Annotated in this window: 36 protein-coding genes; 15 read left to right on the forward strand and 21 right to left on the reverse strand. The window is 54.1% G+C overall.

Annotated elements, in window-relative coordinates:
* Window positions 1–37: 37 nt before the first annotated feature.
* From GAH_RS00660 to surE, 3 genes are all read right to left on the reverse strand, one after another.
* Window positions 38–1,261 (reverse strand): ATP-binding protein, encoded by a 1,224-nt coding sequence (locus GAH_RS00660; RefSeq protein WP_048094224.1) that lies wholly within the window; start codon window positions 1,259–1,261, stop codon window positions 38–40.
* A 109-nt stretch (window positions 1,262–1,370) separates the two neighbouring features.
* Window positions 1,371–2,039, reverse strand: a complete 669-nt coding sequence (gene rpiA, locus GAH_RS00665) for a ribose-5-phosphate isomerase RpiA (protein ID WP_048094225.1) — start codon at window positions 2,037–2,039, stop codon at window positions 1,371–1,373.
* Window positions 2,032–2,805, reverse strand: a complete 774-nt coding sequence (surE, locus tag GAH_RS00670) for a 5'/3'-nucleotidase SurE (protein ID WP_048094226.1) — start codon at window positions 2,803–2,805, stop codon at window positions 2,032–2,034. Before surE ends, rpiA begins: the two co-directional genes overlap by 8 nt.
* A 131-nt stretch (window positions 2,806–2,936) precedes the next feature.
* Here surE and GAH_RS10240 point away from each other — a divergent pair, with 131 nt between their 5' ends.
* Both GAH_RS10240 and amrS read left to right on the forward strand, forming a co-directional pair.
* On the forward strand, window positions 2,937–4,469 hold the full coding sequence (locus tag GAH_RS10240) for a sensor histidine kinase (RefSeq protein ID WP_169745328.1): 1,533 nt from the start codon (window positions 2,937–2,939) through the stop codon (window positions 4,467–4,469).
* Between the two features lie 4 nt (window positions 4,470–4,473).
* A complete protein-coding gene (gene amrS, locus GAH_RS00680) occupies window positions 4,474–5,502 on the forward strand; it encodes an AmmeMemoRadiSam system radical SAM enzyme (protein ID WP_048094227.1) in 1,029 nt (342 codons plus the stop codon).
* On the opposite strand, the gene GAH_RS00685 is transcribed toward amrS, so the two are convergent.
* Genes GAH_RS00685 through GAH_RS00695 form a run of 3 tightly spaced genes read right to left on the reverse strand, consistent with a single transcriptional unit; the run spans window position 5,462 to window position 6,809 of the window.
* Window positions 5,462–6,013, reverse strand: coding sequence for an MFS transporter (locus tag GAH_RS00685; protein ID WP_048094228.1), 552 nt, complete (start codon window positions 6,011–6,013; stop codon window positions 5,462–5,464). The two genes, amrS and GAH_RS00685, sit on opposite strands and share 41 nt — an antisense overlap.
* The gene (locus GAH_RS00690) at window positions 6,014–6,562 is read right to left on the reverse strand and encodes a GMP synthase subunit A (RefSeq protein ID WP_048094229.1); all 549 of its coding nucleotides are present in this window, start codon (window positions 6,560–6,562) and stop codon (window positions 6,014–6,016) included.
* 22 nt (window positions 6,563–6,584) lie between these two features.
* Entirely contained in the window at window positions 6,585–6,809 is a 225-nt protein-coding gene (locus GAH_RS00695; RefSeq protein WP_048094230.1) for a hypothetical protein, read from the reverse strand.
* A 62-nt stretch (window positions 6,810–6,871) separates the two neighbouring features.
* Between GAH_RS00695 and GAH_RS00700 the strand changes: the two genes are divergently transcribed.
* Genes GAH_RS00700 through GAH_RS00715 form a run of 4 tightly spaced genes read left to right on the forward strand, consistent with a single transcriptional unit; the run spans window position 6,872 to window position 10,943 of the window.
* The gene (locus tag GAH_RS00700; protein WP_048094231.1) at window positions 6,872–7,789 is read left to right on the forward strand and encodes a (Fe-S)-binding protein; all 918 of its coding nucleotides are present in this window, start codon (window positions 6,872–6,874) and stop codon (window positions 7,787–7,789) included.
* Window positions 7,776–8,147, forward strand: coding sequence for an LUD domain-containing protein (locus GAH_RS00705; protein ID WP_048094232.1), 372 nt, complete (start codon window positions 7,776–7,778; stop codon window positions 8,145–8,147). The genes GAH_RS00700 and GAH_RS00705 overlap by 14 nt, the downstream gene beginning before the upstream one ends.
* Window positions 8,144–9,247: a LutB/LldF family L-lactate oxidation iron-sulfur protein gene (locus GAH_RS00710; RefSeq protein ID WP_052747701.1), complete on the forward strand. Its 1,104-nt coding sequence runs from the start codon at window positions 8,144–8,146 to the stop codon at window positions 9,245–9,247. The genes GAH_RS00705 and GAH_RS00710 overlap by 4 nt, the downstream gene beginning before the upstream one ends.
* A gap of 25 nt (window positions 9,248–9,272) precedes the next feature.
* Entirely contained in the window at window positions 9,273–10,943 is a 1,671-nt protein-coding gene (locus GAH_RS00715) for an ATP-dependent DNA ligase (RefSeq protein WP_048094233.1), read from the forward strand.
* 70 nt (window positions 10,944–11,013) lie between these two features.
* On the opposite strand, the gene ftsY is transcribed toward GAH_RS00715, so the two are convergent.
* Genes ftsY through GAH_RS00760 form a run of 9 tightly spaced genes read right to left on the reverse strand, consistent with a single transcriptional unit; the run spans window position 11,014 to window position 14,823 of the window.
* Window positions 11,014–12,039 carry a signal recognition particle-docking protein FtsY gene (ftsY, locus tag GAH_RS00720; RefSeq protein ID WP_048094234.1) on the reverse strand — a complete coding sequence of 342 codons (1,026 nt, stop codon included), beginning with the start codon at window positions 12,037–12,039 and terminating at the stop codon, window positions 11,014–11,016.
* A 1-nt stretch (window position 12,040) separates the two neighbouring features.
* Window positions 12,041–12,466, reverse strand: coding sequence for a prefoldin subunit alpha (pfdA, locus tag GAH_RS00725; RefSeq protein WP_048094235.1), 426 nt, complete (start codon window positions 12,464–12,466; stop codon window positions 12,041–12,043).
* Window positions 12,463–12,639 carry a 50S ribosomal protein L18Ae gene (gene rpl18a / locus GAH_RS00730; protein WP_048096606.1) on the reverse strand — a complete coding sequence of 59 codons (177 nt, stop codon included), beginning with the start codon at window positions 12,637–12,639 and terminating at the stop codon, window positions 12,463–12,465. The genes pfdA and rpl18a overlap by 4 nt, the downstream gene beginning before the upstream one ends.
* Before the next feature lie 10 nt (window positions 12,640–12,649).
* The gene (locus tag GAH_RS00735; RefSeq protein ID WP_048094236.1) at window positions 12,650–13,306 is read right to left on the reverse strand and encodes a translation initiation factor IF-6; all 657 of its coding nucleotides are present in this window, start codon (window positions 13,304–13,306) and stop codon (window positions 12,650–12,652) included.
* 1 nt (window position 13,307) lies between these two features.
* Window positions 13,308–13,577, reverse strand: coding sequence for a 50S ribosomal protein L31e (locus GAH_RS00740; RefSeq protein ID WP_048094237.1), 270 nt, complete (start codon window positions 13,575–13,577; stop codon window positions 13,308–13,310).
* 10 nt (window positions 13,578–13,587) lie between these two features.
* Window positions 13,588–13,740, reverse strand: coding sequence for a 50S ribosomal protein L39e (locus tag GAH_RS00745; RefSeq protein ID WP_048094238.1), 153 nt, complete (start codon window positions 13,738–13,740; stop codon window positions 13,588–13,590).
* Window positions 13,741–13,749: 9 nt separating this feature from the next.
* Window positions 13,750–14,085, reverse strand: coding sequence for a DNA-binding protein (locus GAH_RS00750; protein ID WP_048094239.1), 336 nt, complete (start codon window positions 14,083–14,085; stop codon window positions 13,750–13,752).
* Window positions 14,086–14,130: 45 nt separating this feature from the next.
* The gene (locus GAH_RS00755; RefSeq protein WP_048094240.1) at window positions 14,131–14,580 is read right to left on the reverse strand and encodes a 30S ribosomal protein S19e; all 450 of its coding nucleotides are present in this window, start codon (window positions 14,578–14,580) and stop codon (window positions 14,131–14,133) included.
* Window positions 14,581–14,583: 3 nt separating this feature from the next.
* Window positions 14,584–14,823 (reverse strand): YhbY family RNA-binding protein, encoded by a 240-nt coding sequence (locus GAH_RS00760; protein WP_048094241.1) that lies wholly within the window; start codon window positions 14,821–14,823, stop codon window positions 14,584–14,586.
* Window positions 14,824–14,932: 109 nt separating this feature from the next.
* Here GAH_RS00760 and GAH_RS00765 point away from each other — a divergent pair, with 109 nt between their 5' ends.
* Genes GAH_RS00765 through GAH_RS00805 form a run of 9 tightly spaced genes read left to right on the forward strand, consistent with a single transcriptional unit; the run spans window position 14,933 to window position 20,380 of the window.
* Window positions 14,933–15,451, forward strand: coding sequence for a flavin reductase family protein (locus tag GAH_RS00765; RefSeq protein ID WP_048094242.1), 519 nt, complete (start codon window positions 14,933–14,935; stop codon window positions 15,449–15,451).
* Between the two features lie 15 nt (window positions 15,452–15,466).
* Complete coding sequence (locus GAH_RS00770) at window positions 15,467–15,682, forward strand: TIGR00304 family membrane protein (protein WP_048094243.1); 216 nt, start codon at window positions 15,467–15,469, stop codon at window positions 15,680–15,682.
* 1 nt (window position 15,683) lies between these two features.
* A complete protein-coding gene (locus GAH_RS10245) occupies window positions 15,684–16,007 on the forward strand; it encodes a TIGR00304 family membrane protein (protein WP_052747702.1) in 324 nt (107 codons plus the stop codon).
* A complete protein-coding gene (locus tag GAH_RS00780; protein WP_394298888.1) occupies window positions 16,007–16,582 on the forward strand; it encodes a pyruvate kinase alpha/beta domain-containing protein in 576 nt (191 codons plus the stop codon). Before GAH_RS10245 ends, GAH_RS00780 begins: the two co-directional genes overlap by 1 nt.
* Window positions 16,583–16,621: 39 nt before the next feature.
* The gene (locus tag GAH_RS00785; RefSeq protein ID WP_048094245.1) at window positions 16,622–17,272 is read left to right on the forward strand and encodes a hypothetical protein; all 651 of its coding nucleotides are present in this window, start codon (window positions 16,622–16,624) and stop codon (window positions 17,270–17,272) included.
* Between the two features lie 40 nt (window positions 17,273–17,312).
* Window positions 17,313–18,002, forward strand: coding sequence for a phosphoglycerol geranylgeranyltransferase (locus GAH_RS00790; protein ID WP_048094246.1), 690 nt, complete (start codon window positions 17,313–17,315; stop codon window positions 18,000–18,002).
* Entirely contained in the window at window positions 17,999–18,841 is an 843-nt protein-coding gene (locus tag GAH_RS00795) for a UbiA family prenyltransferase (RefSeq protein ID WP_048094247.1), read from the forward strand. The genes GAH_RS00790 and GAH_RS00795 overlap by 4 nt, the downstream gene beginning before the upstream one ends.
* A gap of 10 nt (window positions 18,842–18,851) precedes the next feature.
* Window positions 18,852–19,397 (forward strand): ferredoxin domain-containing protein, encoded by a 546-nt coding sequence (locus GAH_RS00800; protein WP_048094248.1) that lies wholly within the window; start codon window positions 18,852–18,854, stop codon window positions 19,395–19,397.
* The gene (locus GAH_RS00805; RefSeq protein ID WP_048094249.1) at window positions 19,394–20,380 is read left to right on the forward strand and encodes an NOL1/NOP2/sun family putative RNA methylase; all 987 of its coding nucleotides are present in this window, start codon (window positions 19,394–19,396) and stop codon (window positions 20,378–20,380) included. Before GAH_RS00800 ends, GAH_RS00805 begins: the two co-directional genes overlap by 4 nt.
* On the opposite strand, the gene GAH_RS00810 is transcribed toward GAH_RS00805, so the two are convergent.
* From GAH_RS00810 to tes, 6 genes are read right to left on the reverse strand one after another with little or no spacing between them, the layout of a single operon-like run.
* Window positions 20,343–20,564: a hypothetical protein gene (locus GAH_RS00810; RefSeq protein WP_048094250.1), complete on the reverse strand. Its 222-nt coding sequence runs from the start codon at window positions 20,562–20,564 to the stop codon at window positions 20,343–20,345. The two genes, GAH_RS00805 and GAH_RS00810, sit on opposite strands and share 38 nt — an antisense overlap.
* 37 nt (window positions 20,565–20,601) lie before the next feature.
* Window positions 20,602–21,966: an MATE family efflux transporter gene (locus GAH_RS00815; protein ID WP_048094251.1), complete on the reverse strand. Its 1,365-nt coding sequence runs from the start codon at window positions 21,964–21,966 to the stop codon at window positions 20,602–20,604.
* Window positions 21,950–22,363, reverse strand: a complete 414-nt coding sequence (locus tag GAH_RS00820; RefSeq protein ID WP_048094252.1) for a MarR family winged helix-turn-helix transcriptional regulator — start codon at window positions 22,361–22,363, stop codon at window positions 21,950–21,952. Before GAH_RS00820 ends, GAH_RS00815 begins: the two co-directional genes overlap by 17 nt.
* Before the next feature lie 22 nt (window positions 22,364–22,385).
* The gene (locus GAH_RS00825) at window positions 22,386–22,856 is read right to left on the reverse strand and encodes a methylated-DNA--[protein]-cysteine S-methyltransferase (protein ID WP_048094253.1); all 471 of its coding nucleotides are present in this window, start codon (window positions 22,854–22,856) and stop codon (window positions 22,386–22,388) included.
* The gene (locus GAH_RS00830; RefSeq protein ID WP_048094254.1) at window positions 22,837–23,358 is read right to left on the reverse strand and encodes a nicotinamide-nucleotide adenylyltransferase; all 522 of its coding nucleotides are present in this window, start codon (window positions 23,356–23,358) and stop codon (window positions 22,837–22,839) included. The genes GAH_RS00825 and GAH_RS00830 overlap by 20 nt, the downstream gene beginning before the upstream one ends.
* Window positions 23,355–24,881: a tetraether lipid synthase Tes gene (gene tes, locus GAH_RS00835; RefSeq protein ID WP_245604033.1), complete on the reverse strand. Its 1,527-nt coding sequence runs from the start codon at window positions 24,879–24,881 to the stop codon at window positions 23,355–23,357. The genes GAH_RS00830 and tes overlap by 4 nt, the downstream gene beginning before the upstream one ends.
* Window positions 24,882–24,950: the final 69 nt, after the last annotated feature.

Genomic DNA, 24,950 nt, shown 5'->3' on the forward strand with positions numbered 1-24,950 from the left:
CTTAATTTAGTTTTTCATTCACCACCGGTATAACCACTCACACGAACCAGTGCGGAACAAACAGAACATCCGCACCTCCTATCTTCTTAACACCAAAGTCGTTTTCCGTTAAGACCAGTGCTCTCTCGGGATGGTAAGCTCTAAGAAAGCTCAGGAAACTCCTCTTCACCCTACCGAAGGATTTCACCTCCACAGGAACTATCTTGTTCTCAAATTTCAGGATGAAGTCCACTTCCGCTTTCCCCGTCGTTCTCCAGTACCTCACTTCCCCGTAGCTCCTTAACTCATTCAGCACGAAGTTCTCCAGCAACTTGCCCTTATCCGTTCTGCTGGCCAGTGGTGAGAAGTCCCCAAGCACAGCATTTCTCAGACCAGTATCTGAAAAGTAAACTTTCTTTGCCTTCTTTATCTCAGTCACGAGATTTCTGTGGAAAGGTGGTAAGAGACCAACGATGTAGGTGTTTCTAAGGATGTCTATGTAGCTCTCCAAAGTTCTAAAATCCATTTTTAGGTCAGAACTCAGGCTCGAATATTGTAGCATTTCACCAACCATAAAGCTCAGCGATTTCATCAAGTTCCTGAACTTCTCGAGGTGCCGTACGTTCAGGAAGAAGAAGACATCCTTTTCCAAATATGTCATGTAAAGGTTTCTGAGCAGCTCTTGTTTGATCTCAACATCATCTTCCTTGACGATCGCCGGAAACCCTCCAAAAACAACATACTCATCAAGCAATTCTCGGAATTCTTGCTCGAAGGATGACTCTGGACGAACGTCCTCTCCCCTAAGAAAATCAAAAACCATCTCTCTCTGATCTCTGAAGATGCTCACCAAATCTCTCGCCTTCCAAAGTAGAAACTCCTCAAAATTCAAAGGGAGAAGTTCAAAATACACTGCCCTTCCGACCAGATACTTTCCCACCTCGACCTTTATGTCAAATGAACCCGAACCCGTTACAAAGAGTTTCAGGTCGGGGTGAAGGTCGAAGAGAAGTTTTATCACCTTCCCGGCCTTTTTGCAGTACTGGGCTTCATCGATGAATAGAACTTTTCCGAACCTCTTTACGAGAGCTTTGGGATTTTCTTCAAATGTCCTGAGCATTTCCTCATCTTCAAGAGTGATGTAATTACCACCCATTCTTTCCATGAGATGCAGAAAGAGAGTGGTCTTTCCAGCCTGCCTCGGACCCTTTAGGAGTATTACCTCTCTTCTCTTTAACCACTTCTCCAATTTTAACTCTATTATTCTTGGATAATACTCCATAAATTATAGAGTTATTTATGGATATTTATGCATTTCTGGCGATGAAGATGGCCCCAATTGTTTCCGGTTGCTGCTCACGGCAAATAACACCGTAAAAAAGTATAATGAGCTACCTCCTCAGCACCTCAGCCCCGTCCTTCCTTCCCACAACAACCCCGTCAACCATCTCCGCCAGAAATATCCCGTTCTCCACAATTCCGGGGATCCTCAATGCACCTTCGACCTCCTCCGGACTCTCGATCACCCCAGCGTCCACATCGGCTATCAGGTTTCCGTTGTCTGAGATGACAGGTCTAAGCTTGCCCTTTCCCTCTCTGAGCTTCAGAACGTAACCCAGATCGGCCAGCCTCTTCCTAACAAAGCCGTAGGCAAACTCGAGAACCTCAACTGGCACGGGCATGCTCAGCCTGTCAACCATCTTTGACTCGTCGACGATCACGTAAAATTTCTTTGAAGCCGAAGCCACGATCTTCTCCCTCGTCAAAGCTCCGCCACCACCCTTGATGAGGTTGAAGTCCCTGTCGACCTGATCCGCACCGTCTACGCACACGTCAGGCTCGGGATGCTCGAGCAGGCTCACAACCCTGATGCCGTGCTCCACGGCAAGCATGTGGGAGTCGATTGATGACGGGACGACAGCAACATCCATGCCCTCCCTCACCCTTTCCGCGAGCATTTCCACGAACACCCTGACGGTGGTTCCGCTGCCCAGCCCGATTATCATCCCGTCCTCAACGAGCTCGATAGCCTTTTTAGCGCAGTTAACCTTCTCAATCATTGAACCACCTCTCAAGCAGACTGAAGTCAACCCGGGACGTCATGTCGAGGCAGATTGGAGTTATGGAGACGTATCCGCTCCTTATCGCATGCAGATCAGTGCCCTCCTCGGCGTTCTCCTCCTCCACACCATCAATCCAGTAGTACTTCCTGCCCCGGGGGTCGAACCTCGTATCTATCCTTGTCTTATAAAGCCTTCTGGTGAGCCTCGTGAACGCATACTTCCCGTTCCACCTCTCCGGAACGTTGACGTTGAGCACATCGACTCCATCCGGCAGCCCTTTCTCCAGCACCCTCCTCGCGAGCTTCTCCAGCACAAGCTTCGCGTTTGAGAAGTCCGCGGGGGCGAAAAATGACTCGAACTTGTAGACATCTTTCATCTCGAGGCTTATCGCTATGGCCTTGCTGCCCTGTGTTGCAGCTTCAAGAGCTGCACCAACCGTACCGGACGTGGTCACAGCCTCTGTCGAGAGATTTTCGCCCAGATTTATTCCCGAAACCACGAGATCCGGGAGCTCCCCAATTATCTCGTGAATTCCAATTATGACGGCATCTGTTGGCGTGCCATCAACAGCGTACAGCTCCATCCCGTTGACCCTGACCTCGCTGACCCTTATGGGCTCCATTATCGATATGCTTCTCCCCACCCCGCTCTTCTGGACTGCTGGCGTTACGACAAACACCTCTCCAAGCTCCCTGAGAGCCTCGTAGCATGCCCTTAGGCCGGGAGAGTAGAGACCATCATCGTTCGTGACGAGTATTTTCATACACCAGCATCTCTTTCAGGGGGAATTAAAACACTTACCGGAAAGTTAACAATGTTAAGGAAAAAGCTTTAAGGGTTGGTGAACACAGGTAGTGTAAGTATAGATGCATCATTATTATAATGGGTGAAATAATGTCAATCAAACTGAAAATGACGATGGTGATAACCCTCGCGTTCACCGTGTTTTTCATCCTACTTGCCATTCTTGTCACCACCCTGATGTCCCAGACGACCGAGGAGAACTACAGGATGAGGATAGATGAGAGGGTGCAGGTGTTCGAAAAGCTGCTCGAGGACAAGTACAAGCAGCTCGTCGAAACTGCCATTCTCGCATCTGGAAATGCCGAGTCGAGCACGAAGCTGTTCGAGATAGCGAAGGTGCACGACGTGGAGTACATAATACTCTGCAACGAGCGAGGGGAGGTCGTGAAGATTATCAAGGCTGCGCTCGTCGATGACTCGAGCTTCGAGAACGAGTGCAGGGAGATAGCCCGCGAAGCTTTCACCCGCGGGGAGCTAAGGAGGGGGTTTCTGGTCGGCAGCTGGGTTTACATGTTCGCCTCGTACCCCGTCTACTACCACGGAGACTTTGTGGGCTACGTAGCCACGGTCGAGATACTCAGTCCCTCAGAGCTCGAGAGGATCAGGGAGCTCGTTGGCGTGGACGTTCTGGAGTTTCTGAGGGAAAAGAGGGAGAGGAGGGGTGAGATCAGCAGCTACTACGAGGTGAGAAGCGCTTCGGGAGAGACTGTAGGATACTTCAGGCTCGCCTTCGTCAACACCATCCACCCGCTCGTGACGAAGTCGTTCTACACCGGACTCGTGATCTCAGCCTTCATAACCTTCGCGGCAATCCTGATCACCTCAACCGCCATAGACAGGAACGTCACGAGGAGGGTGGAGATACTGGGGAATTTCATGAGGAACATCAAGGAGAGGGGGTACTACACGGGAGAGAGGATCTTTCTGACCGGAGATGACGAGATAAGGGTTCTCGCAGATTCAATAAACGAGGCTCTGGAGGAGATAGAGAGGAGGGAGAAGGAGCTCAGGAGGGTCAGCGAGAATCTGAGGGTGGTCAACAGGATTCTCAGGCATGACGTTCTAAACGACCTCACGGTCATAAGGGGATTCGCCGAGCTCGGCCACTGCGAGGGCTGCAAGATGTGTGAGAGAATCGTCACAAGGGTCGATCAGGCAGTTGACGCGATTGAAAGACTCAAAAATGTAGAGGAAGCTTTGAGAGAAACGGAGCTCTCCGGGTTCAGGGTTTCGGAGGTCATCGACGAGGTCATGTCGAAGTTCGACGTGGAGTGGGAGCTTAAAGGAGACGGAGTCGTGCTGGCCGACAGCGGGATATTCTCCGTATTCGAGAACCTCGTCAGCAACGCCATAAGGCACGGCGGAACGGAGAGGGTCGAGTTCGAGGTGAGGGATGAGGGCGAGTGGGTGGTTGTGGGGGTAGCTGACTACGGAAAGGGAATTCCACCCCAGATAAGGGACAGGATATTCGAGGAGGGGTTCAGCACCTCCGGAACCGGCCTCGGGCTCTACATTGTCAAAAAGCTCGTTGAGAAGTACGGAGGAGAGATACGGGTCTCGGAGAATGAGCCAAGAGGAGCGGTGTTCACCATAAAGCTGAAGAAGGCTGAGGGAGAGTTGTAATGGAATGATGGTAGAATCTTACCTATACGAGAAAGAGAATGGAGTGGTGAAGTGCAGAACATGCATGCACTACTGCAGGCTGAAGGAGGGGCAGTGGGGGATCTGCAGGGTCAGGAAGAACGAGGGTGGAAAGCTTGTGGTTTACAACTACGGCCTCGTCTCGGCAATAAACCTCGACCCAATAGAGAAGAAGCCCTTCCACAACTTCATGCCCGGCAGCAAAGCTCTGTCCTTCGGAAGCGTGAGCTGCAACTTTCGCTGCGACCACTGCCAGAACCATGAGATAAGCTTCGCCGGCCTTGACTACCCGTACCTGAGAGAGCTCAGCCCCGAGGACGTGCTGGAGATGGTCAGAAGCTCCTCCGCAGATGGAGTGAGCTGGACGTACAACGAGCCGGCGATAAGCCACGAGTTCTATCTGGATGCCAGCAAGCTCGTGAAAAAGCACGGCTACTACGTCACCTACGTGACCAACGGGTACATGAGCCACGAGGCGATTGAGCAGTTCGATGTTCTCGATGCCGCAAACGTGGACGTGAAGGCGTTCAGTGAGGAGTTCTACAGGAAGATCTGCAGAGCGAAGCTCGACAGGGTGCTGGAGTGCGTGGAGCACCTGAACAGAAAGGGTGTTTTCGTGGAGATAACCTACCTCGTCATTCCGGGCAAAAACGACAGCGAGGAGGAGCTCAGAAACTTCGCAGAGTGGGTTGCGGGCGTAGATAAAAGAATCCCCGTCCACTTCTCCCGCTTCCACCCGGACTTCAAAATGCTCGACGTTCCACCAACACCGGTAAGAACCCTCGAGAGGGCGTGCGAGATTGCGAGAAACGCGGGAATTGAGTACGTTTACATCGGAAACGTGTGGGGGCACAAGTACGAGAGCACGTACTGCCCGAACTGCGGAGAGCTCTTAATAGAGAGGGAGGGTTTCTACGTCAGGAGAATCAACCTTGATGGCAGTAAATGCCCTGCATGCGGATACAGGCAGAACATCATTCTTCAATCCTCCTCAGAACGAGGTAGCTCGCAATAAGGCCGAAAACGAGCATGATGAACGAGGCTCTGAGCATGAACCTGAAGCCGTAGAGGTCTGAGAGCAGTCCACCTGTTATGGGGCCGAGAACCCACCCCATGCTCCAGCTTGTGGAGTAGATCCCCATCGCCTCTCCTCTCTCACCCTTCTCGGTTATGTCGGCTATTAACGCCGGAGCTGAGACGCCGAGCATCGTCCACGACAGACCCTCGAAGACCTGAATGAAGTAGGCGTAGCTCTTGTCGCTTATTAGGGAGTAGGAGAGCATGACAAAGGCGAATCCGCACTGGGCGAGGAGAATTAGCGGCTTCCTGCCAAGCCTGTCGGCGATCTTCCCGAGAACGTAGGCAGTTATCAGGCCAACCGTCGCCCCGAGCGTGAATATACCGCCGACCTCAGTCCTGCTCGCCCCCAGCTCCTCTGAGATGTATATGGGCAGAACAGAGTACACCATTCCGCTGGAGATCATCAGGGGTAGCAGGGTGGCGCTCAAAACTACGGTCTTCTTCATCTATCTCCTGCATATTTCAATGAAGTTTCTGTAAACCTCCTCTCCGTACTGGCTGTGGTAGACCTCGGGATGCCACTGAACCCCAAAAATTGGCTTTTCCCTGTGCCTCATCGCCTCGACCCTGCAAACATCTGACGTTGCAAGAAGCTCGAAGTTTTCGGGCATCTGCTTGACCTCGTCCATGTGGCTGGCCCACACCCTGATCTTTTCCGGAAATCCCCTGAAGATCTCGTCCTCGTCGAGAACCGTCACCTCAACCTCCGCGTACCCACCAACGCTGCCCCTTCCAACCTCACCGCCGTAGGCCTTGGCGATTATGTGGTGTCCGAGGCATATGCCGAGGATCGGTATGTCAAGCTCCTTTACGTACTCAACACTCCTCCCGGACTTCTCTATGCTCGGCCCTCCGCCGATGACCAGTCCGTCAGCATCTATCTCCTCAGGCGGGGTCGTGTTGTCTATCAGCCTGCTCTCCACACCCAGATCCCTGAGGGTTCTGTGGATGAGGTGGTTGTACTGGCCGAGGTTGTAGACTATGTAGACCTTCACAGAAGAGCTTTCGAGCGTTAGTTTATAAAGGTTCCTTAAGGGCCCTCAGCCTCTCCTCACACATCCTGAAGAGCTCCTCAGCCTGCTCCCTGCTGATCTCGCCGCTCGCAAGGAAGCTGCCTATGTACGGATAAATCAGGTTGTCCAGCTCCCACTGAACGCGCTTGTAGCTGAACCCTCCCTCCTCTGCCTCCCTGAAGTACCTCTCCACACTCTCCCTAAGCTTAAAGTAGACCTCTTCCCTCATGACTCAAAATTAACTTATTTATACGACTATTTCAACTTTTAGTTTGGAGCAGGGGTGTCTGAATGATAGACCCGCGGTTTCTCGTCGAAATGCTGTCGAGCAACATTGAGAGGAGCGGCAACCCCATAGGGGTCGAGAACTCGAAGATAAACACATGGTGGAGTGACACTGAAGTGAAGAAGGATGGGGAGTGGCTGTTCTTCACGGGGATGATGTACCAGCTCTCCCCCTACATTGAGTCAATCGTCAGCTACCTCGAGAAGGTCGAGAACTCCGGGCTTCAGAGGTTGCTCGGGCTGTCCAAGAACCTCCCCCTGCCATTCGGAATCCTCAGCAGAACCACCCCCGAGGAGAGGAGGAGAGAGGCGGACAGAATCCTCAGGTGCATCCACTCCCTCCTGCTCAAGTCGGGAGTTGAGGTGTTCTACCTCCCGGAGCTCGACGCCTACACAGGAATCCTGCTCTACGACTTTGGAGACGATGAGGGCTTCGAAAGGCATGCGAGGAAGGTCGCTAAAACCCTTGAAAGCGCTGGGGTCGAGAGGATCGTCACCGCCGACCCCCACACGAGCTACGCCCTGAAGGTTCTTTACCCGGAGTACACCGGAGCTGAGTTCGAGGTCTCAAGCTACATCGAGCTCGTAAGGCCCAGAAAGAAGGGCAACAAGACAGAGGTGGTTGTGCACGACCCCTGCTACTACGGCAGGTATCTAGAGATATCCGACGAGATCAGAAGGCTCCTGAGAGATGCCGGAGTAGAATTCACCGAGCCGAAATACTCTGGGAGAATGACCAACTGCTGCGGAGGTCCGATAGAGGCCATCTCACCCTCGGTGTCGAAGGAGATCGCAAAGCTCAGGCTGAGCGAGCTTGAGGGAGGAGTGGTGGTCACCGCATGCCCGATCTGCATGGTGAACCTGAGGAGGGCCGGAGGAGAGGTCGTTGATCTGGCGACGGTGATTGGAGATGAGGATTGCTGAGGTGCTGAGGAGAAACGGCGCGGACGTTCTGGTCGTCAGGGATGCGAACGAGGTTCTTGAAAAGTTCAGAGACGCATATGTGAGCCACGCACTGAGCGCGGACGAGAAGACAGGGGTGATTTTCCTCGGAGGGGTTGAGGATAAGAGGCAGAGCGCGCTGGCAGAGTACCACGTAATAGTTCTGAGGGCTGAGGACATCATGGAAGATGTGCTCTCAGCGTACGCTCACGCGAGAGCGAGGTCGAACCACGTTTTTGCGACCAGCAGCCCGTCAAAGACCGCGGACATCGAGGGAAAGCTCGTCTTCGGGATGCACGGGCCGAGGAGAGTGACGGTGATAATCGAGGTGGGAGAATGAGGGTCGAGGAGGCTATCAAAAGAGAGTCGATAAGGGAGGGGATCCTCAGATCGCTCAGAAACCTTAGCAGCGCCGTGGAGAGGAACGTGCAGGAGCACCCCTACCTGCTCGACTACGCAAGGGAGGTCAGGGAGGCGAGGCTCGGCGTTGCCGAAAATTACAGCCAATGGATGAGTAGGGCGAGGGATGTGCTCGAGAGCAGGGGTGTGGAGGTGCACTTTGCCAGAAATGCGAGGAGGGCGAGGGAGATTGCGGGAGAGATCGTGGGCAGCGGGAAGGTGGTGGTCAAGGCCAAGTCCATGGTCTCTGAGGAGATACACCTGAGGGAGCACCTCGAGAGGCTCGGAAACGAGGTCTGGGAGACGGATCTGGGGGAGCTCATAGTCCAGCTCGCCAACGAGAAGCCGATGCACATGGTCATTCCAGCCCTGCACTACTCCGAGGGAGAGGTTGCCGAGATTCTGAAGAAAATAGGGGTTACCGGCAAAAGCGCTGAGGAGCTTGCCGAGGGTGTCAGGAGGTTCATGAGGGAGAAGTTCCTGAAAGCGGATGTCGGGATTTCGGGGTGCAACGCCTTTTCCGCTGAATCGGGCAGGATATTCCTTATAGAGAATGAGGGAAACATCAGGCTCTCCACGACCCTGCCGAAGACGTACATCGCCCTCGTGAGCATAGACAAGATACTGCCGAACGATGAGCTGTGCCTCAAGTCCGTGTTCGTGCAGTCCGCCTTTTTCGGAACCTTCCCTCCCGCCTACATAAACGTGAACGAGAGGATCGAGGGGCAGGAGATGCACGTGATCCTCATTGACAACGGCAGGAGTGAGGCGAGGTTCAGGGAGCAGCTGTCGTGCGTCAAGTGCGGTAGGTGCCAGCTTGAGTGCCCGGTTTTCCAGCTCGCCGGCAACATATGGGGCGGCGATGTCTACGGCGGCCCCATGGGGATGGTGTGGAGCGCCATAACTGCTCAGATCCCGGAAAACGTCTTCCTCTCAACGCTGTGCGGGAAGTGCATGGAGGTGTGCCCGATGGAGATAGACATGCCCTCTATGCTCAGGGAGATGAAAAGGAGCATTGTGCAAGGAGAGGATAAACTGTAATATACTCCCGCCCCCAAGTATTAGTATGCTCACGTTCTCAGAGTTTGTCGAGCTGTGCAGCGTTGTGGAGAAGATCTCCTCAACCCTCGAGAAGACCGCGAGAATTTCCGCGTTCATAAAGAAGATTGAGGATGACGATGACCTTTACAACACGATTCTCTTCCTGATGGGCAGGGTCTACCCCGAGTGGAGCGAGAGGGATCTCGGGGTTGGGATAGGGCTTGTTTACGAGGCCCTTAGAATTTCGACCGGAGTTGACAGGCGGACAATCGAGAACCTCGTGAGGGAGAAGGGTGACATGGGGCTTGCCGCCGAGGAGGTAGTGAAGAGAAAGACCCAGACGTCCCTCTTCTCGGAGGAACTCACCATAAGGAAGCTCAGAGAGGTCTTCGACGAAATGAGCAGCCTTACCGGAGAGGGAAGCCAGAAGAAGAAGATCATCCTCCTCTCCGAACTCTACATCTCCTGCACACCCATCGAAGCGAGGTACCTGACAAGGCTCATTCTGAAGGAGATGAGGCTGGGCGTCGGTGAGGGAATAATTAGAGATGCGATCGCAAGGGCATTCGGAATAGAGAGCGAAATCGTGGAGAGGGCGTACATGGTCACCAACGACTATGGCAGGGTTGCGGTGGAGGCGAAGAGGGGTGGAAGGGATGCATTGCTCTCCCTCAAGATCACGCCACACGTCCCGGTGAAGATGATGCTCGCTCAGGTCGCGGAGAGTCTGGAGGAGGCTGTGAGGGAGATACCTCACCTCGCGGTGGAGTGGAAGTTTGACGGGAGCAGGGTTCAGGTTCACTATGCCGACGGGAAGGTCACAATATACTCGAGAAGGCTCGAGAACGTCACAAACGCTCTGCCGGAGATCGTGGAGGAGATCAAGAGGAACGTCAGGGAGGGCGTGATTCTGGACGGAGAGGTCATAGCCGTGAGGGACGGCAGACCCATGCCGTTCCAGCACGTGCTCAGGAGGTTCAGGAGGAAGCACGACGTGTCGAAGATGGTCGAGAAAATTCCGCTCAAGGTCTACTTATACGACATAATGTACGACGGAGAGGAGATCATAGACCTGCCGCTGAGGGAGAGAAGGGAGAGGCTTGTGTCTGCGGTGAAGGAAAGCGACACGCTGAGGGTGGCGAATCAGACCGTTACGAGAGATCCAGATGAGATAAGGAGGATATTCGACGAGGCGATAAAGGCAGGACACGAGGGAGTTATGCTGAAGAACCTCGACTCCAGATACATTCCCGGAAAGAGGGGGAAGAACTGGCTGAAGTTCAAGGCGACCATGGAAACCCTTGACCTCGTGGTCGTTGGAGGAGAGTGGGGAGAGGGCAAGAGGAGTAACCTGATAAGCTCCTTCGAGCTCGCCTGCCTTGACGAGTACGGAAACCTGCTCAGGGTTGGCAAGGTGGCGACGGGATTCACGGACGAGGATCTGGAGGAGCTGACGGAGCTGTTCAAGCCAGAGATAGAGTACCAGGAGGGGAAGAAGATCGTCTTCCGACCCAAGTACGTTTTCGAGGTCGCCTATCAGGAGATACAGAAGAGTCCCAAGTACGAGAGCGGCTACGCGCTCAGATTCCCGAGGTTTGTGAGGCTGAGAGACGACAAGAGCGTTGAGGAGGCGGACACCATAGAGAGGGTTGCAAGGCTCTACGAGATGCAGTTCGGGAAGGGATCAAGCAACTGAAAGCAGATTTTGAAGTCTTTATTCAAATAGCCTTGCACGAAGAGTCCTAAAAACGCAAAACACGAGAAACCTATCCAAAAATCCTCTCTATCAGCCAGTCAGCATCGAACTTGATCAGATCATCATACTCCTGCCCGACGCCCAGAAACAGTATGGGCCTCGAGGTGACGTAGGCTATCGAGATTGCCGTGCCACCCTTAGGGTCTGCGTCGAGCTTTGTGAGTATTGTGCCATCTATGCCCACCGCCTCGTTGAACATCTCCGCCCTCTCTATCGCATCGTTGCCAGCTATGCTCTCGTCCACGAAGATTATGAGATCAGGCTTGGTAACCCTCTTTATCTTCTCGAGCTGGTCGATCAGGTTCTTCTTCGTGTGCATCCTTCCGGCAGTGTCTGCAAGCACGAAGTCTATGCCCTTGCTCTCCGCATGCTTTATGGCGTCGAAGATCACCGCAGCAGGATCGCTGCCCTGCCTGTGCTTGATCATCTTGACCCCAAGCCTGTTGGCATGCTCCTCAAGCTGCTCTATCGCCCCGGCCCTGAATGTGTCTCCAGCTGCGAGAACGACTGAGTGGCCGGAGTTCATCAGCCTTCTGGCAACCTTCGCAATCGTCGTGGTCTTTCCAGTCCCGTTCACGCCCACGAAGAGTATCACCACAGGTCTCTTCTCCTCAAGCTTCCTCTCTGCCCACTCGTCGAAGTCAAATGCGTTCTGATTAAGAATGTCTTTAAGGACGTTCTTCAGCTCCTCGAGAACGACGTCGGATAGGCTCTCGCCTATCTTCTTCCTCCTTCCCCTCAGCCTGCTCCTGAGCTCCTCGGAGATCCTGTCAACAACATCAAAGGCCACGTCGCTCTCCAGAAGAATCATCTCGAGCTCGGGCAGAATCTTGTCGAGCTTTGAATCATCAATCACGACCTCCCTCTTGAGGATGAGGGAGGTGAGCTTCTCCTTAACATCGGGAGCCTTCCTCTCCTCAGTCTCCGCAGCCTGCACTCCCTGCTCTTCCCTTGCCTCTTCCTTAAGCTCTTCCTCAGCTTCCTGATCGACCTTCTTCCTGAAGGCAGACAGCTTTTCCTTAATCGCCCTGAACATGCTACTCCTTGCCAGCAGACTTCGCCAGCTCCGAGATCTCTCTTTGGAGCTTCTCCATCTGACCGGCTATCTGGGTGAGAAGTTCCCTGAGCTTCTTCTCAGTATCCTCCACATTCTGCTTCTTGTTCCTCAGCGTCTCTATGGCCTCCTTAACCTCCTTCTCCACCACAACGCCAGCTCCGACGTCCACGAGCATTTTCTTGCTGTTCTTCACATCAACGTAGGCAAAAACCCCGCCACCAAGGTTCAGCAGCGCCTCCACGTCTCCTTCAGCTTTCTCGAAGAACTCAAGGCTCTCTATGGTTCTGTCGAGCTCGTCCTTTAGCATCTGCACTTCAACTATTCTGGCCTGTATTCCCTCTGCCTCCTTCCTCAGCTCCTCGAGAAAAATGAGCCTCTCCTGAATGGCCCTCTCAATCTCCGTCATTCACTGACCCTTACACTCTCGATTTTAATAAGGTTTCTCTTCACCTTGTGGTTGCTGCCGATGAGGGAGTAAACCTTCTCCACGGCAAACTTCTCGTTGTGAGCCTCCACAACCTTCCTGAAGGGCATCCAGACCATCCCGTTCCTGAACTTCCCGCTAACCTCGAACCTCATCACCACCACCTCACAAAAACCCGAGAGCCTCCTCAATCACACCCAGCTCAAATCCCGTCGTGTCTCTACCAGCAACATAACCCTTGGAGTTTGCCACTACGCCGGTTCCAACCATCTCGCTGCCGAAGTTGACCGTACCCTTGACCGGCTCGACTCCAAGCACCTCCTCAATCCTCTTCATCTCCCAGTCGTTTGCGTTCGGATTGACGAGCGCACCCCTGTTCGTGACCACAGCAGACATGCCGACCGTCTTAATCCCGCCTATGGTTCCCTGAACGACCTCAACGTCCAGAAAGTCCGAGATCCTGTCCATAAGCCTCCGGTCGAGCTCCGGGTGGACTATCGCCCCCCTGTCGTTCAGAGCTATGACGTTGCCCATGCACGTTATCTCTGTGTCCAGCACGAGGACATCAACCTTCCTTTCCAAGGCCTCAAGCTCCTTTCTCAGGATGTTCTTGCTCACGACCGCGCCCTTGGAGTTCATTGCCATCATCACGCCCACAAGCTCTGACCCGCATATTGTAGTCCTCGTCACCTCAACCTCCAGCTCTTCAGCTATGAGTCCCTCGACCTTCTCGTCCCTAACCCCAATCACCGCCAGATCCTCGCTCGCTCTGACGTAGAGTCCAACCAGCGGGTTGCCGTGAATCGCTGCGGTTTCCGGCATGTCACTCTACGAGTTCAGCCTCAACTATTCCGTCGTCGAACTTGACAGCTCTAACCCTTATTCTGGCCGGAACCTTCTTTCCGCCCCTCTCCCAGATTTTCTCGTTTATGCTCGCATCTATCCTCACGTTTTCCGGCTCTGTCTTCATGTGCCTGCTGAGGAAGTTTCTAACGTACTTCACGGCTTTCTTCGCCCTGAGCCATCTGGGATACTTCTTCATCTTCTGCCTGAGACCTATCGTATACACCCTCTCAACCTCAACCTTCGCCATGGCCAACACCTCACACCTTCAGCTTCCTCGCTCTCCAGTGCCTCCTCTTGGGGCTGTAAATCACCCTCCTGTTCGTCTTCAGCGTTACCCAGATCGGGGCTCTCCTGTTCTGCTTGTAGAACTTCGCGAGCCTCCTCTTAACACCAACCGTCTTCTTCCCCATCTAAACCACCTACTTCCTGATGATTTTTGTCTCCCTCTTCTGGGGCATGGCCCTCCTCAAAATCTCCTTGAGCATCTCGTCACTTATCTTGCTCCTCAGCCTGCCCGACTGGGCAAGGGCTATGAGCTGATTCTCAACAGCCTCAGCAACCTCGGGATGAGCAAGCCTGATTCTCGTGAGCCTCTCCCTCGCCTCAGGCTCAAGGATAACCCTCAAAATTGCCTTCTTCTGCTCCTGGATCTTCCTGGCCATCTCCTCCTGTCTCGCGAGCTCCTCAAGCTCCTTCTGCCTCTGTGCCTGAAGTTCCATGAGCTTCCTTCTCCTTATTTCCTCTAAGTCGTCCATGAACACTCACCTCACTGGAATTCGTTTTGAAGATAAAAAAGTTTTTCAGTACTTTGCGAGGGCCGGAATCTCCTTCTCCAGCTCCTTCTTTATCTCAGCGGCCACCTTGTCCAAGAAAGACCTGCCCTGAGGAGTTACGACCCTGCCCTCTTCCGTTCTCGCTACGAAGCCTGCCTTCTCGAGCTGCTGGAGAGCCTTCCTTATGATTGAGCCGCTTCCCTTCCTGAACTTCTCCGGCTTCACTCCTCTGTTCTTCCTTCCACCGTATGCTGTCCTGAGCCTCTCGATGCCCACGGGCCCGTTCACGTAAACCTTCCTGAACACCGCCGCGACCCTGTAGTACCACCAGTCCTCATGCTCCGGGCTCCTCTCCTTGTGCACTCCAGTCTTCACGTAGCTCGCCCACGCAGGTGGCTTGAATTCCTCCATCTCCTTGAGCCTCTCCGCGACCCTCTCAATCAGCATGTTAGCGGGCACATCATACACCGTCGCCATCCGTCAACACCTCTTGAAAGTCAGAACAAAACCCCTAAAATCAACAAGCTCACCGTTAACCTTCTCCGCGATCTCCATGGCGAGGGTTTTCCTGTCAGCCCCGCCCATGGTTATGTTCCTGAAGTTCCTCAGCATCCTGACCTTTACCATTCCCCTCTTCTCCAGAATGGTGTTGATTTCCCTGATCAGGTTATCGTTAATCCCCTTTTTGCCAACGTTGATCGTGATGACCCTGTCGCTCATGCGTTCCACAATAAACATGTGGTTTTAAAAATTTTGTGTAGGTGAATTCCGCTCCCTGCACCTTCAGAACTCCGAAAGCCATAAATTCACCGATTTTCAAGTTAGAAACATGCTCGGATATCTCTATCCCCTCAGGACTTATCTCGTTGTCGCCGGAACGATCGAAAACCCCAACCCCATGACAGCTGACTGGGTCGTTCCGCTGAGCTTCAACCCACCGATGCTCGGTGTCGCGATTGGAAAGACGAGGCACACGAGGAAGCTCATAGAGGAGCAGAAGGACTTCGTGATAGCCGTGCCGACAGTGGAGCTTCTGAAGGACGTGTGGGTCGCAGGCACGGTGAGCGGGGCTAAGGAGAGGAAGGCAGACAAAATGAGCGTGACATTCGTTGAGTCCCAGAAGGTGAAGGCTCCTTCCATTAAGGAGTGTCAGGCCAATCTGGAGTGCAGGGTCGTCAATGAGGTGGAGACGGGAGACCACATCTTCTTCGTGGGAGAGATAGTGAACGTGACCCACGGAGACGCGTTCTCCGACGGAAAGCCAGACACCAGGAACTACAAGTTCCTGATGCACGCATTCACGGGCTCGAACTTCACGTACCAGAGTGACGAAATTCTTAAACCCTGACTCCAACTTTTTTACATGAACCCCGTCAAGGTCTTCTCTGGCATTGCACTGATAGTTCTCGGTCTCATGCTGTACTCACTCTCCCAGATCCCGGCAGATAACGTAGAGTTTGCGGGAATCATCATGATCGGCCCCTTCCCGATACTCGTCGGAAACAGCGCTGGACTCATGGTCGCGATCCTGCTCATCGCTGCGATGCTCGTAATCCTCACGCTCTCGGCGAGGTGGTAGGGTGCTCGAGTACATAGCCGTGGCGATGGTGGTTCTCGGGATCTACCTGCTGATCAAAGGACTGACTGAGGAGAGCAGAGCCCACCACAGCTTCCCGGAAAGAGAAATGTGGGAGAGGGAGCCGGAGTTCGAGGATCTGTATGAAAGGGAATCGGTAGAGAGGGAATGGGGGGAGGATGAGAAAAAGGTAGAGGTCAAAGGCGGAGGGGTCGTGCTCATAGGCCCGATACCCATAGTCTTCGGGGATTCCAAATACGCGGTTTACGCTCTCATCCTTTCAATCGTGCTCATGCTTCTCGCTATAGCGCTCATGGTGAGAGTATGATGGAGGAGAGGATTTACTACTTCGAGAAGCCCGGGAAGGAGAATACAGACGATGCGGTCAGGCTTGCGGTTGAGAGGGCTGTGGAGAGGGGAATAAGGTACATAGTCTTCGCCTCGTCCACAGGCTACACCGCGAGGAAGGTTCTCGAGCATGCGAGGGGCAGGGACCTGAATCTGGTCTGCGTCACATACCACACCGGATTTTACGAGGAAGGAAAGAACAGTATGGACGAGGAGACCGAGAGGTTTCTGAGGGAGAATGAGGTCAAGATAGTCAGGCAGAGTCACATGCTCAGCGGTGTGGAGAGGAGCATGAGCAGGAAGCTCGGAGGGGCGAGCAGGGTCGAGGCGATTGCCGAAGCTCTGAGAGCTTTGTTCGGGCACGGGCTGAAGGTGTGCGTTGAGATAGCCATAATGGCGGCAGACAGCGGAGCCATACCCATAGAGGAGGTCGTGACGATAGGAGGGAGGAGCAGGGGGGCAGATACCGCCGTCATCCTCAGGCCAGCCCACATGAATACGTTCTTCAACATGGAGATAAGGGAGATAATCTGCATGCCAAGAAACAAGAGATAACAAAAACATTTTTACATTTGCACGCAGAAGATGTAATTGATGAATAACGGCATCTCCACACTTGGAGAGTTCTTCTCGTCCCTCAAGGGATTCAGGACGCTGGTGAAGGTGGACAACCCCGTCATACCCGTCATGCTCACACTGAACCACATAATACCGAAGTTCGGGAGAGATGAGATAATTCTGGTGTTCCTCACGAGAAAGGACAGGAGGCTGTTCAAGATAATAAGGGAGCAGTTTGGAATCGAGTGCGACATCGAAATACGGGAGATATTCGTCCACAAGGACAGAGATGTTGTCCCATCCAAAATCGTTCTCGAAAAGCTCAGAAGGCTGATCAACGAGAAGGGAGACAAGATAATGGTCATTTTCGGGTTCCCAACTTTCGTGTTCTTTTATGGACAGGAGGGGGTTATGAACCTCTCGATACTCTTCGACCTCATACCCGACGATGTGACGCTGATCAACTTCTGCCTGATAGACATAGCCGACCAGGCGACCACCACCTACCAGAAGAGCCTGTACGACGTTCTCGTCAGCATAAAGAGGGTCGAGGAGCATCCCGACAGGTACGTGTTCGAGGTGGAGCACTCGGCTCTGCAGCAGCTGACCAACAAGATAGGGTACATGATAACCGAGGGATTCCTGATAAAGGAGTTCACCATCAAATCGAGGGAGGAGTACATTTAGCCGGAAACATTTTTATTTTCATCTTCCCCTCTCAGACTGGATGCTGGAGAGACTGAGGCACATAACCAAGCTCGATCCGGATAGAGATAACCCTCCGGAGCTCATAAAGGCTGTTGCGGAGAGCGGAACTGATGCGGTGATGGTTTCCGGGACTCAGAACGTGACCTTCGAGAAGGCCAAGAGGCTCTTTGATGAGATTCGGGACTACGGCCTTCCCACGATTCTCGAGCCCTCCGATCCGTCGAACGTTGTTTACGAGGCGGACTACATATTCGTCCCTCTCGTCCTGAACTCTGAGGACGGAGAGTGGATCACCGGAAAGCACGCCAGCTGGGTTGAGATGCACTACAGCAGGCTGGAGAGCTTCAGGGAGATGCTCAATAGCAAGGTGATCCTTGAGGGGTACATAGTGCTGAACGAGAACTCGGCAGTCGGAAGGGTGACGAGGGCGAAGTGCAGGATCTCTGCGAGAGAGGCTGCGAGCTACGCTTTTGTTGGAGAGGAGATGCTGAACCTGCCCGTGATATACGTCGAGTACAGCGGAACGTACGGAGATCCGGAGGTTGTCAGGGAGATAAGCGGAGTGCTCAGGAAAGCCAGGCTCTTCTACGGAGGAGGGATAGACAGCGGAGAGAAGGCGAGAGAGATGCTGAAGTACGCGGACACGATAATCGTGGGGAACGTGATCTACGAGAAGGGGATTGACGCGTACCTCTCGACGATACCATGAAAAAGCTGAAGGCCGTCTGGGAGGTAACGAGGCTCGAACACGGCCTTATATACGGTCTCGGGGTTGTCGCTGGAGTTTTCATATCCCTCGGGTACTTTGACCTCAGACTTTCAGTTTTCGGCTTTCTCACCGCCCTCTTCCTGCAGGCCTCGGCCTTCGCGCTGAACGACTACTACGACTATGAGGTGGACAGGGCAAACAAACGCTTTGACCGCCCTCTGGTCAGAGGGGACCTGAGCAGGAGAGAGGCGCTGTGGATAGCTGTCGCGTTCGCATTCCCGGGGTTTCTCTTCGCCCTCTACATCTCACCCCTCGCGTTCGCCCTCGCCCTCGCCATAACGCTCTTCGGCTACCTGTACGACGTGAAGCTGAAAGAGTACGGAGTGGCCGGAAACGTTTACATCGCATTTTCCATGGCAGCCCCCTTCCTCTTCGGCGCGATTGTTGCTGGCAGAGTTAACACCGAGGTTGTGGTTCTGTCGCTCATAGCCTTCCTCTCGGGACTTGCGCGGGAGATCATGAAGGGGATAGAGGATGTCGAGGGGGATGCGCTGAGGGATGTCAAGACGGTCGCGAGAACCTATGGGGTGGGGGTGGCCAGCAGGATTTCGGCCCTGCTCTTCATTCTGGCGGTGATTGCGAGCATGCTGGTTCTCGTGATCCCCGAATACAGGGATCTGAAGTACATACTTCCGGTGTCTGTGACAGATTACCTCCTGCTCTCAACATCCCGCAAGCTTTTAAAGGGGGTCGGAAAAGAGGAAATCGGAAGGCTGAGGAAGAGGACGATGCTCGCCCTGTCCGTAGGGCTACTGGCCTTCCTTCTTGGAAGCATGTGAGGTGGTACCTATGCTGGACGAGAACCTAAGGAAAAAGGTCGCCTCCCTCTCGGCGAAGCTTATGGCCCTTACGGCCCAGACCGCCCCCAAGTCGAGGGGAGAGGACGACGTGGAGATCGTGCTCGTTGAGGGTGAGGAGAAGGACAGGCTCGCCGAGAAAATGGTGAAGATGGCAGAGGAGCCGAACAGAGACGCGAACTTTGTAAGGGATGGAGAGAGCGTCAAGAAGGCCGACGCTGTTCTCTTGGTGGGAGTCTACGGCAAAAACCCGATAAGGGTTGGATGCGGAGCGTGCGGGTTCAAGAACTGCAAGGAGTTCGAGAAGGCTGAGAGGAAGAAAGGGAAGGACTTCGTGGGGCCCAACTGCGCGTTCAAGCTCATAGACCTGGGCATCGCAATAGGCTCTGCCGTAAAGCTCGGATCTGTTCTTGGAGCAGACAGCAGGGTCATGTACAGGATTGGTGCTGCAGCCAAGGAGCTCGGGCTGGCGAAGTCGGATGTCGTCATGGGCATTCCGATCGCCGTGACTGGCAAGAACCCGTTCTTCGACAGATGATGATTTTCGATTTTCCCTCAACCCCTTTTTCGAGAAAGCTTGCGGAAAGGTACGGCTACGACGAGTTCATCATAAGAAGGTGGGAGAGGTTCTTTGGCAGAGAGGAGACCGAGAGGCTCGTAAGGGCGATGGAAGAGGTTCCCAAGTACATCAGGGTCAACACCCTGAAGTGCGATGAGAGTAAGCTACTTTCAAGGCTCGAGAGGAGGGGGTTCAGGCTGAGAGAGACTGAGGTCAGGTTCTGCTACGAGATCGTGGAGGAGCCGTACAGCGTTGGAGCTACGCCAGAATACCTGCTCGGCTACTACTACGTGATGGACAAGAGCTCATGCGTGCCACCGCTTGCCCTGAAGCCAGAGGAGGGGGAGACGGTTGTGGACTTCGCCGCATCTCCCGGGGGAAAGACGACCATGCTCGCCCAGCTGATGAACAACACCGGAAGGATAATTGCCATAGAGGGCAACAGGGAAAGGATCCAGCCGCTCGTCGACAACATCCACAGGATGGGCGTTCTGAACACCGCGGTGATCCACATGAACTCCGCCGAGTTCTGGAGGACCGGCATAAAAGCGGACAGGATTCTCCTCGACGCCCCGTGCACGGGGGAGGGGATAATCCACAAAGACCCTGCAAGGAAGACCTCAAGGGGGGCTGAGGACATAAGGTTCTGCTCCACCCTTCAAAGGAAAATGCTCGAGTCGGCGCTGAGGAGCCTGAAGCCGGGAGGGGTTCTTGTCTACTCCACGTGCTCGCTCACGCCAGAGGAGAACGAGCTGGTTATAGATGAGGTGCTCAGGAAGCACGATGTCAGGCTCGAGGAGGTGGAGTACGGAGAGCCTGCGATGACAAGGGTCGGTGACGTGGAGCTAAGCCCCGAGCTGGAGAAGGCCAAGCGGTTTTACCCCCACATCCACAGGTGCTCGGGCTTCTTCGTGGCCAAGCTTGTCACGGGTGGTAGTCGAGCTCGAGAAACCTCTTCATGAGTATCAGGTCGGAGAGCATCCTCTGGTACTTCCTGTTGATCCTGTGCCTCAGAACGCGCATGTAAACCTTCCAGTCCCTTCCCTCGCTCCTCCACTTCTCCACAAACTCCGTCAGGCTCATCTCCCCATCAACATACCTCAGCCAGTCCTGAATGAACTCCCTTTCCCTCTGAGACAGGCACACCCTCAGAGCTTGTTACGGAAATTGATAACAGTTTTGGTCAGCAGCACTCCCTCTTAAGCTTCCCGATCACGCTCCTCCCCCAGAGGAACGCAACGCTTGAGGCGAGGATGTTGCCCAGCACGACTCCATAGACTATGCCGTCAAACCCGAGCCCGAGCAGGAAAGCGAAAATGTACGCGAAGCTCAGCTGGAAGACTATCGTCCTGAGCACGGTGATGGCAAATGCATTCTCACCCCTGCCTATCCCCTGAAACAGCGACACCGTCAGAATTCCGAGAGGTGCGAAGACGAGGAAGACTGGAAGGATTCTGAGGGTCTCGACGAGCATGCCGTAGATTCTGGCAGATGCCTCGCTGTAAGTGAAGAACATCGCGAGGTAGCCTGCAAGGGAGATAAACAGGACGACCAGCACGGCCTCTATGATCACCGCCACCTTTATCGCATACCTGTATGCCCTCTCGAGCTTCTCGATGTTTCTCGCGCCGAAAGCGGCACCCATCACGGCAGTGCCAGCACCCGACAGCCCGAACATCGGGATGAAGCCGAAGTGAACCACCCTCCAGGCGCTCGTGAAGACCGCGATGCCATCAGCGCTGCTCACCCTGACGATCATGGCGTTTATGAATATCAGGGAAAAGGACATGGTGAGCATGGAAAACGCAGAAGGGAGGCCCACACGCAGTATGTCGAAGACTATCTGCCTGCTCGGGCTGAATTCTCTGAACGACACCCTGACATAAGTCTTGGAGTTGTAGAACATCCAGTAAACGATGAGGAGTGAGGAGAAAACCATGGAGAGGACGCTTGCATATGCCGCACCCGCAATTCCGAGCCCTGCGACGTAGATGAGAACCGGGTCAAGGGCTATGTTCAGCAGCGAGCCGGCAACGTTGGCGTACATTGATCTCTTGGTATTGCCCTCCCCGTTCAGTATCCCAACGGCGACGTTGTTGAAGACTATGAACATGGAGCCCGCCACGACAATCCTCCCGTAGGTCAGAGCCTCCTCCAGCACCTTTCCGCTTGCCCCGAGCAGGGCGAGGATCTGCTCGAGCCTGAAGTACGTCGAGAGGATCACGATCGAGAGCATGGCGGCGATGACGAGGGAGTGGGTTGCGACGTTGTCCGCCCCCCTCTTGTCCCCTGCACCTATCTTCCTCGCGATGGCCGAGCTCGTTCCGATGCCAAGGCCGAGTGACAGGGAGACAAACATGAAGAACAGGGGCATGAACAGGCCTATCGCAGAGAGCGACTCAGCTCCAAGCCCGGCAACCCAGACTCCGTCAGCGAAGTTGTAGAGCGTGAAAACAAGGTTGCTGATCATTATGGGTATGGACAACCTAACTACCGCCTTCTCCGGCTCTCCGGTAAGAACCCTCACGCCCTCAGTTCTCCGATCCATCCTCTTCCTCCAGATTCCTCACCATTCTGCGGAACAGATCCTCGATCACCCTGACCTCCTCCTCGCTGAAGCCCCTGAGGAGGATTCTCTGGATCTCATCCGTCAGGGTGTCAAACTCCTCCATGAGCCTCCTACCGCTCTCCGTGACCTCGACCTCGAAGCCCTTGCCCTTCCTTACCCTCACGATCAGCCCCCTCTCCTCGAGCGACGAGAGAACCTTGGAGACCGTGCCTTTCGTCATTCCCGTTAGCTCAACAAGCTCCTTCTGCGACTTCCTGCCGGAGAATATCAGTCTGAGGAACTTGAACTCGAGAAACGTCAGCCTGCCCTCCAGTCTCCTCTCCACGATCCTCCTGAGGTTCTTGTTTAGGAGAAAAAGCTGCTTGAGAACGTCCACTGAAAGACGAGGCCGGCAGGTATTATAAAGTTTCCTGCGAAACTTTTGACTCCATCTCGAGCAAAAGCTTCTTCACCTCAACTCCCGAGGAGAAGCCGCCCAGCCCACCCTTCGCCACAACCCGGTGGCAGGGGACGATTACCGGGACGAGGTTCATCCTCAATGCCACGCCAACAGCCCTGGGAGAGGTGGAGAGCCTTCCTGCGAGGGATGAGTACGTCTCCACCGCTCCGTAGGGTATCTTTCTCACTTCCCTCAAAACCCGCTCCGCAAACCTTGTCGGGTAGACGACCCTGAACTCGCTGAAGTCGACGGGCTTTGCTGAAAAGTAGTCGGTCAGCCTCTCCTTCAGAATCTCCGCGGTTTCCGTTTCTACCTTTTCCTCAACAACTCCGTCGGTGAAGTAGGCCCTGACGATAACGCCATTCTCAAGCTCTGCGACGAAGTTCCGCTTCCACTTAACGAAAACCCTCTCAAACGTCGGTTCCCGCAATGTCTCTCAGCCTCTTCACCCCGTCTATCCCCTCGATTACCTCCACGACCGGCCTTGGCACGAGGTCCTCCCACCTCTCCCCGCAGATCATCCTCCTCCTTATCTCAGTCCCCTGATAGCTCACCCTGTTGAACAGCTTGGTCTTCCTCACCTCAAAGCCCGCTTCCCTAAACAGCCTTATGACGAGGGGGTTGTTGCTGTACACCACATTGAAGTAGGGGGTCATGGACACCACATGGCTGACCCATAGGCTGTTCCTGTAGACGTCCTCGAGGGGTATGATGTACACCTTCCTCTCCCCCACCTCGGCCATGAGCTCTCCGACTGCCCTGTCAACCATCATCACCCTTTCTCCTGCGGTGAACGGGTTCTCGATGGTGTGGCTTTCCTGAGCGCTCCCAATGCCGATCACGACCTCCTCCACCTCGGAGAAGATCTCCCTGAGCACCTCGTGGTGGCCGAGGTGGTATGGCTGGAACCTGCCTATGAAGAATGCCCTCATGTCGCCTTTCTCACCACCCTGACGATGTCGTCCTTGAGCTTCCTGCCCGTCTTCTTCTCCCACTCCTCTATCGGGATGCCGTACTTCGCCTGAATCCTGTCCCTGTAGATCTCGGGAATTACGTTGAACGTGCAGAAGGGTATTATCCTCCCGTCAGGGGATGCATAGTGTATCTCGCACCTCTCTACCCTCGATATGTCGTAGTTGTAGAGGTCCATGAAGTGCATCATGCCTATGAAGAGAGCATTCACGTGGAACTGGCCGAGGGTCGAGTAGTCGTGCCTCACGAGGATGTCGAACAGTATCCTGCTTATGTCGAAGGGCGCCTTCTCGTTGTCCACAAACTTCCTGAGGTCAACTATGCCCTTTAATGCCCGAACGGTCTTTATCCTGCTCTTGGAGATCTCCTCAGCCTTCTCGTTCAGGTACTCAAAGAACCCGTCCACGTCCACGAACCTTGTGATCGGAACCATCTTTCCGTTCATCTTGAACACGTAGGTAGCCATTCCGCACGCGAAGTGGGTGGTGAGCTCGTACTGCGGTCTGCCCGTTATGGCCTCGACAAAGTGGGAGATCGGGGAAACGCTCGGAACCGGGTAGAAATCCTCCCTCGAGATCTCTCCGTTCGTCTGCTCCTCTATCCTCTTTATTGCATCCGGGATGGTGATCCTTATCTGCTCCCTCTCCTTCCTCGGAACGCTCCCGGTTATGCTCACCGGCTGGAAGTTCACACCCCTGACTATGTCTATGTTCTGGAAAGCGAACCTAATGATGTCTCCGAGCTGGTGGTCGTTCACGCCCTTGATCACCGTCGGAACGAGGACTATTCCAAGCTCCGCTCTCCTGCAGTTCTCGAGAACCTTTGGAACCTCGTGGTGGTTTTTGGGGTTGGTCTTCTCATCAACACCGTCGAAGGACAGGTAGATTGTGTTCACCCCAGCCTCCCTAACCTTCAGCGCGAGGTCGGGATCGTGGGCGAGCCTTATTCCGTTGGTGTTCAGCTGAACGTGGTCTATCCCTTCAGCCTTTATCGCCCTGATTATGTCCACGAGATCGTCTCTGAGAGTTGGCTCTCCACCCGTGAGCTGCACAGCGTTCGCTCCGATTGGCTTCATGTTCTTCGCTGTTCTAACCATCTCCACAATCTGCTCGAGCGTTGGCTCGTACACATACCCGGAGCGCTTCGCGTAGAAGAAGCAGTACCAGCATGCCAGGTCGCAGCGGTTGGTGAGGACGAGGTTTAGAAGTGCTGTGTGGCTCTTGTGGTTCGAGCACAGGCCGCATGTGAACGGGCAGTTGGACTCCTCAACTATGGGTGTCGCAAGGCCGTGCCCATCGTGGGCGTACCTCATGGCCTTGCGGAACATCTCCGCATCTCCCCAGTAAACGTCTACAAACTCCCCGTGTTCATCACAACGCTTGCTGATCATCACCTTTCCGTTTTCCTCGTAAACGCGAGCAGGAATGACCTTGAGACATTCCGGACACAGTGACTTGGTTTGATAATCGATCTGGCCGTTCACGTTACCACCTCCAATATTATCTTAGTCAATTTATCGAAAACGATATATCAACGTTTCGTATCTGCGGAT

It is taken from the genome of Geoglobus ahangari (assembly GCF_001006045.1).
GTDB lineage: Archaea > Halobacteriota > Archaeoglobi > Archaeoglobales > Archaeoglobaceae > Geoglobus > Geoglobus ahangari.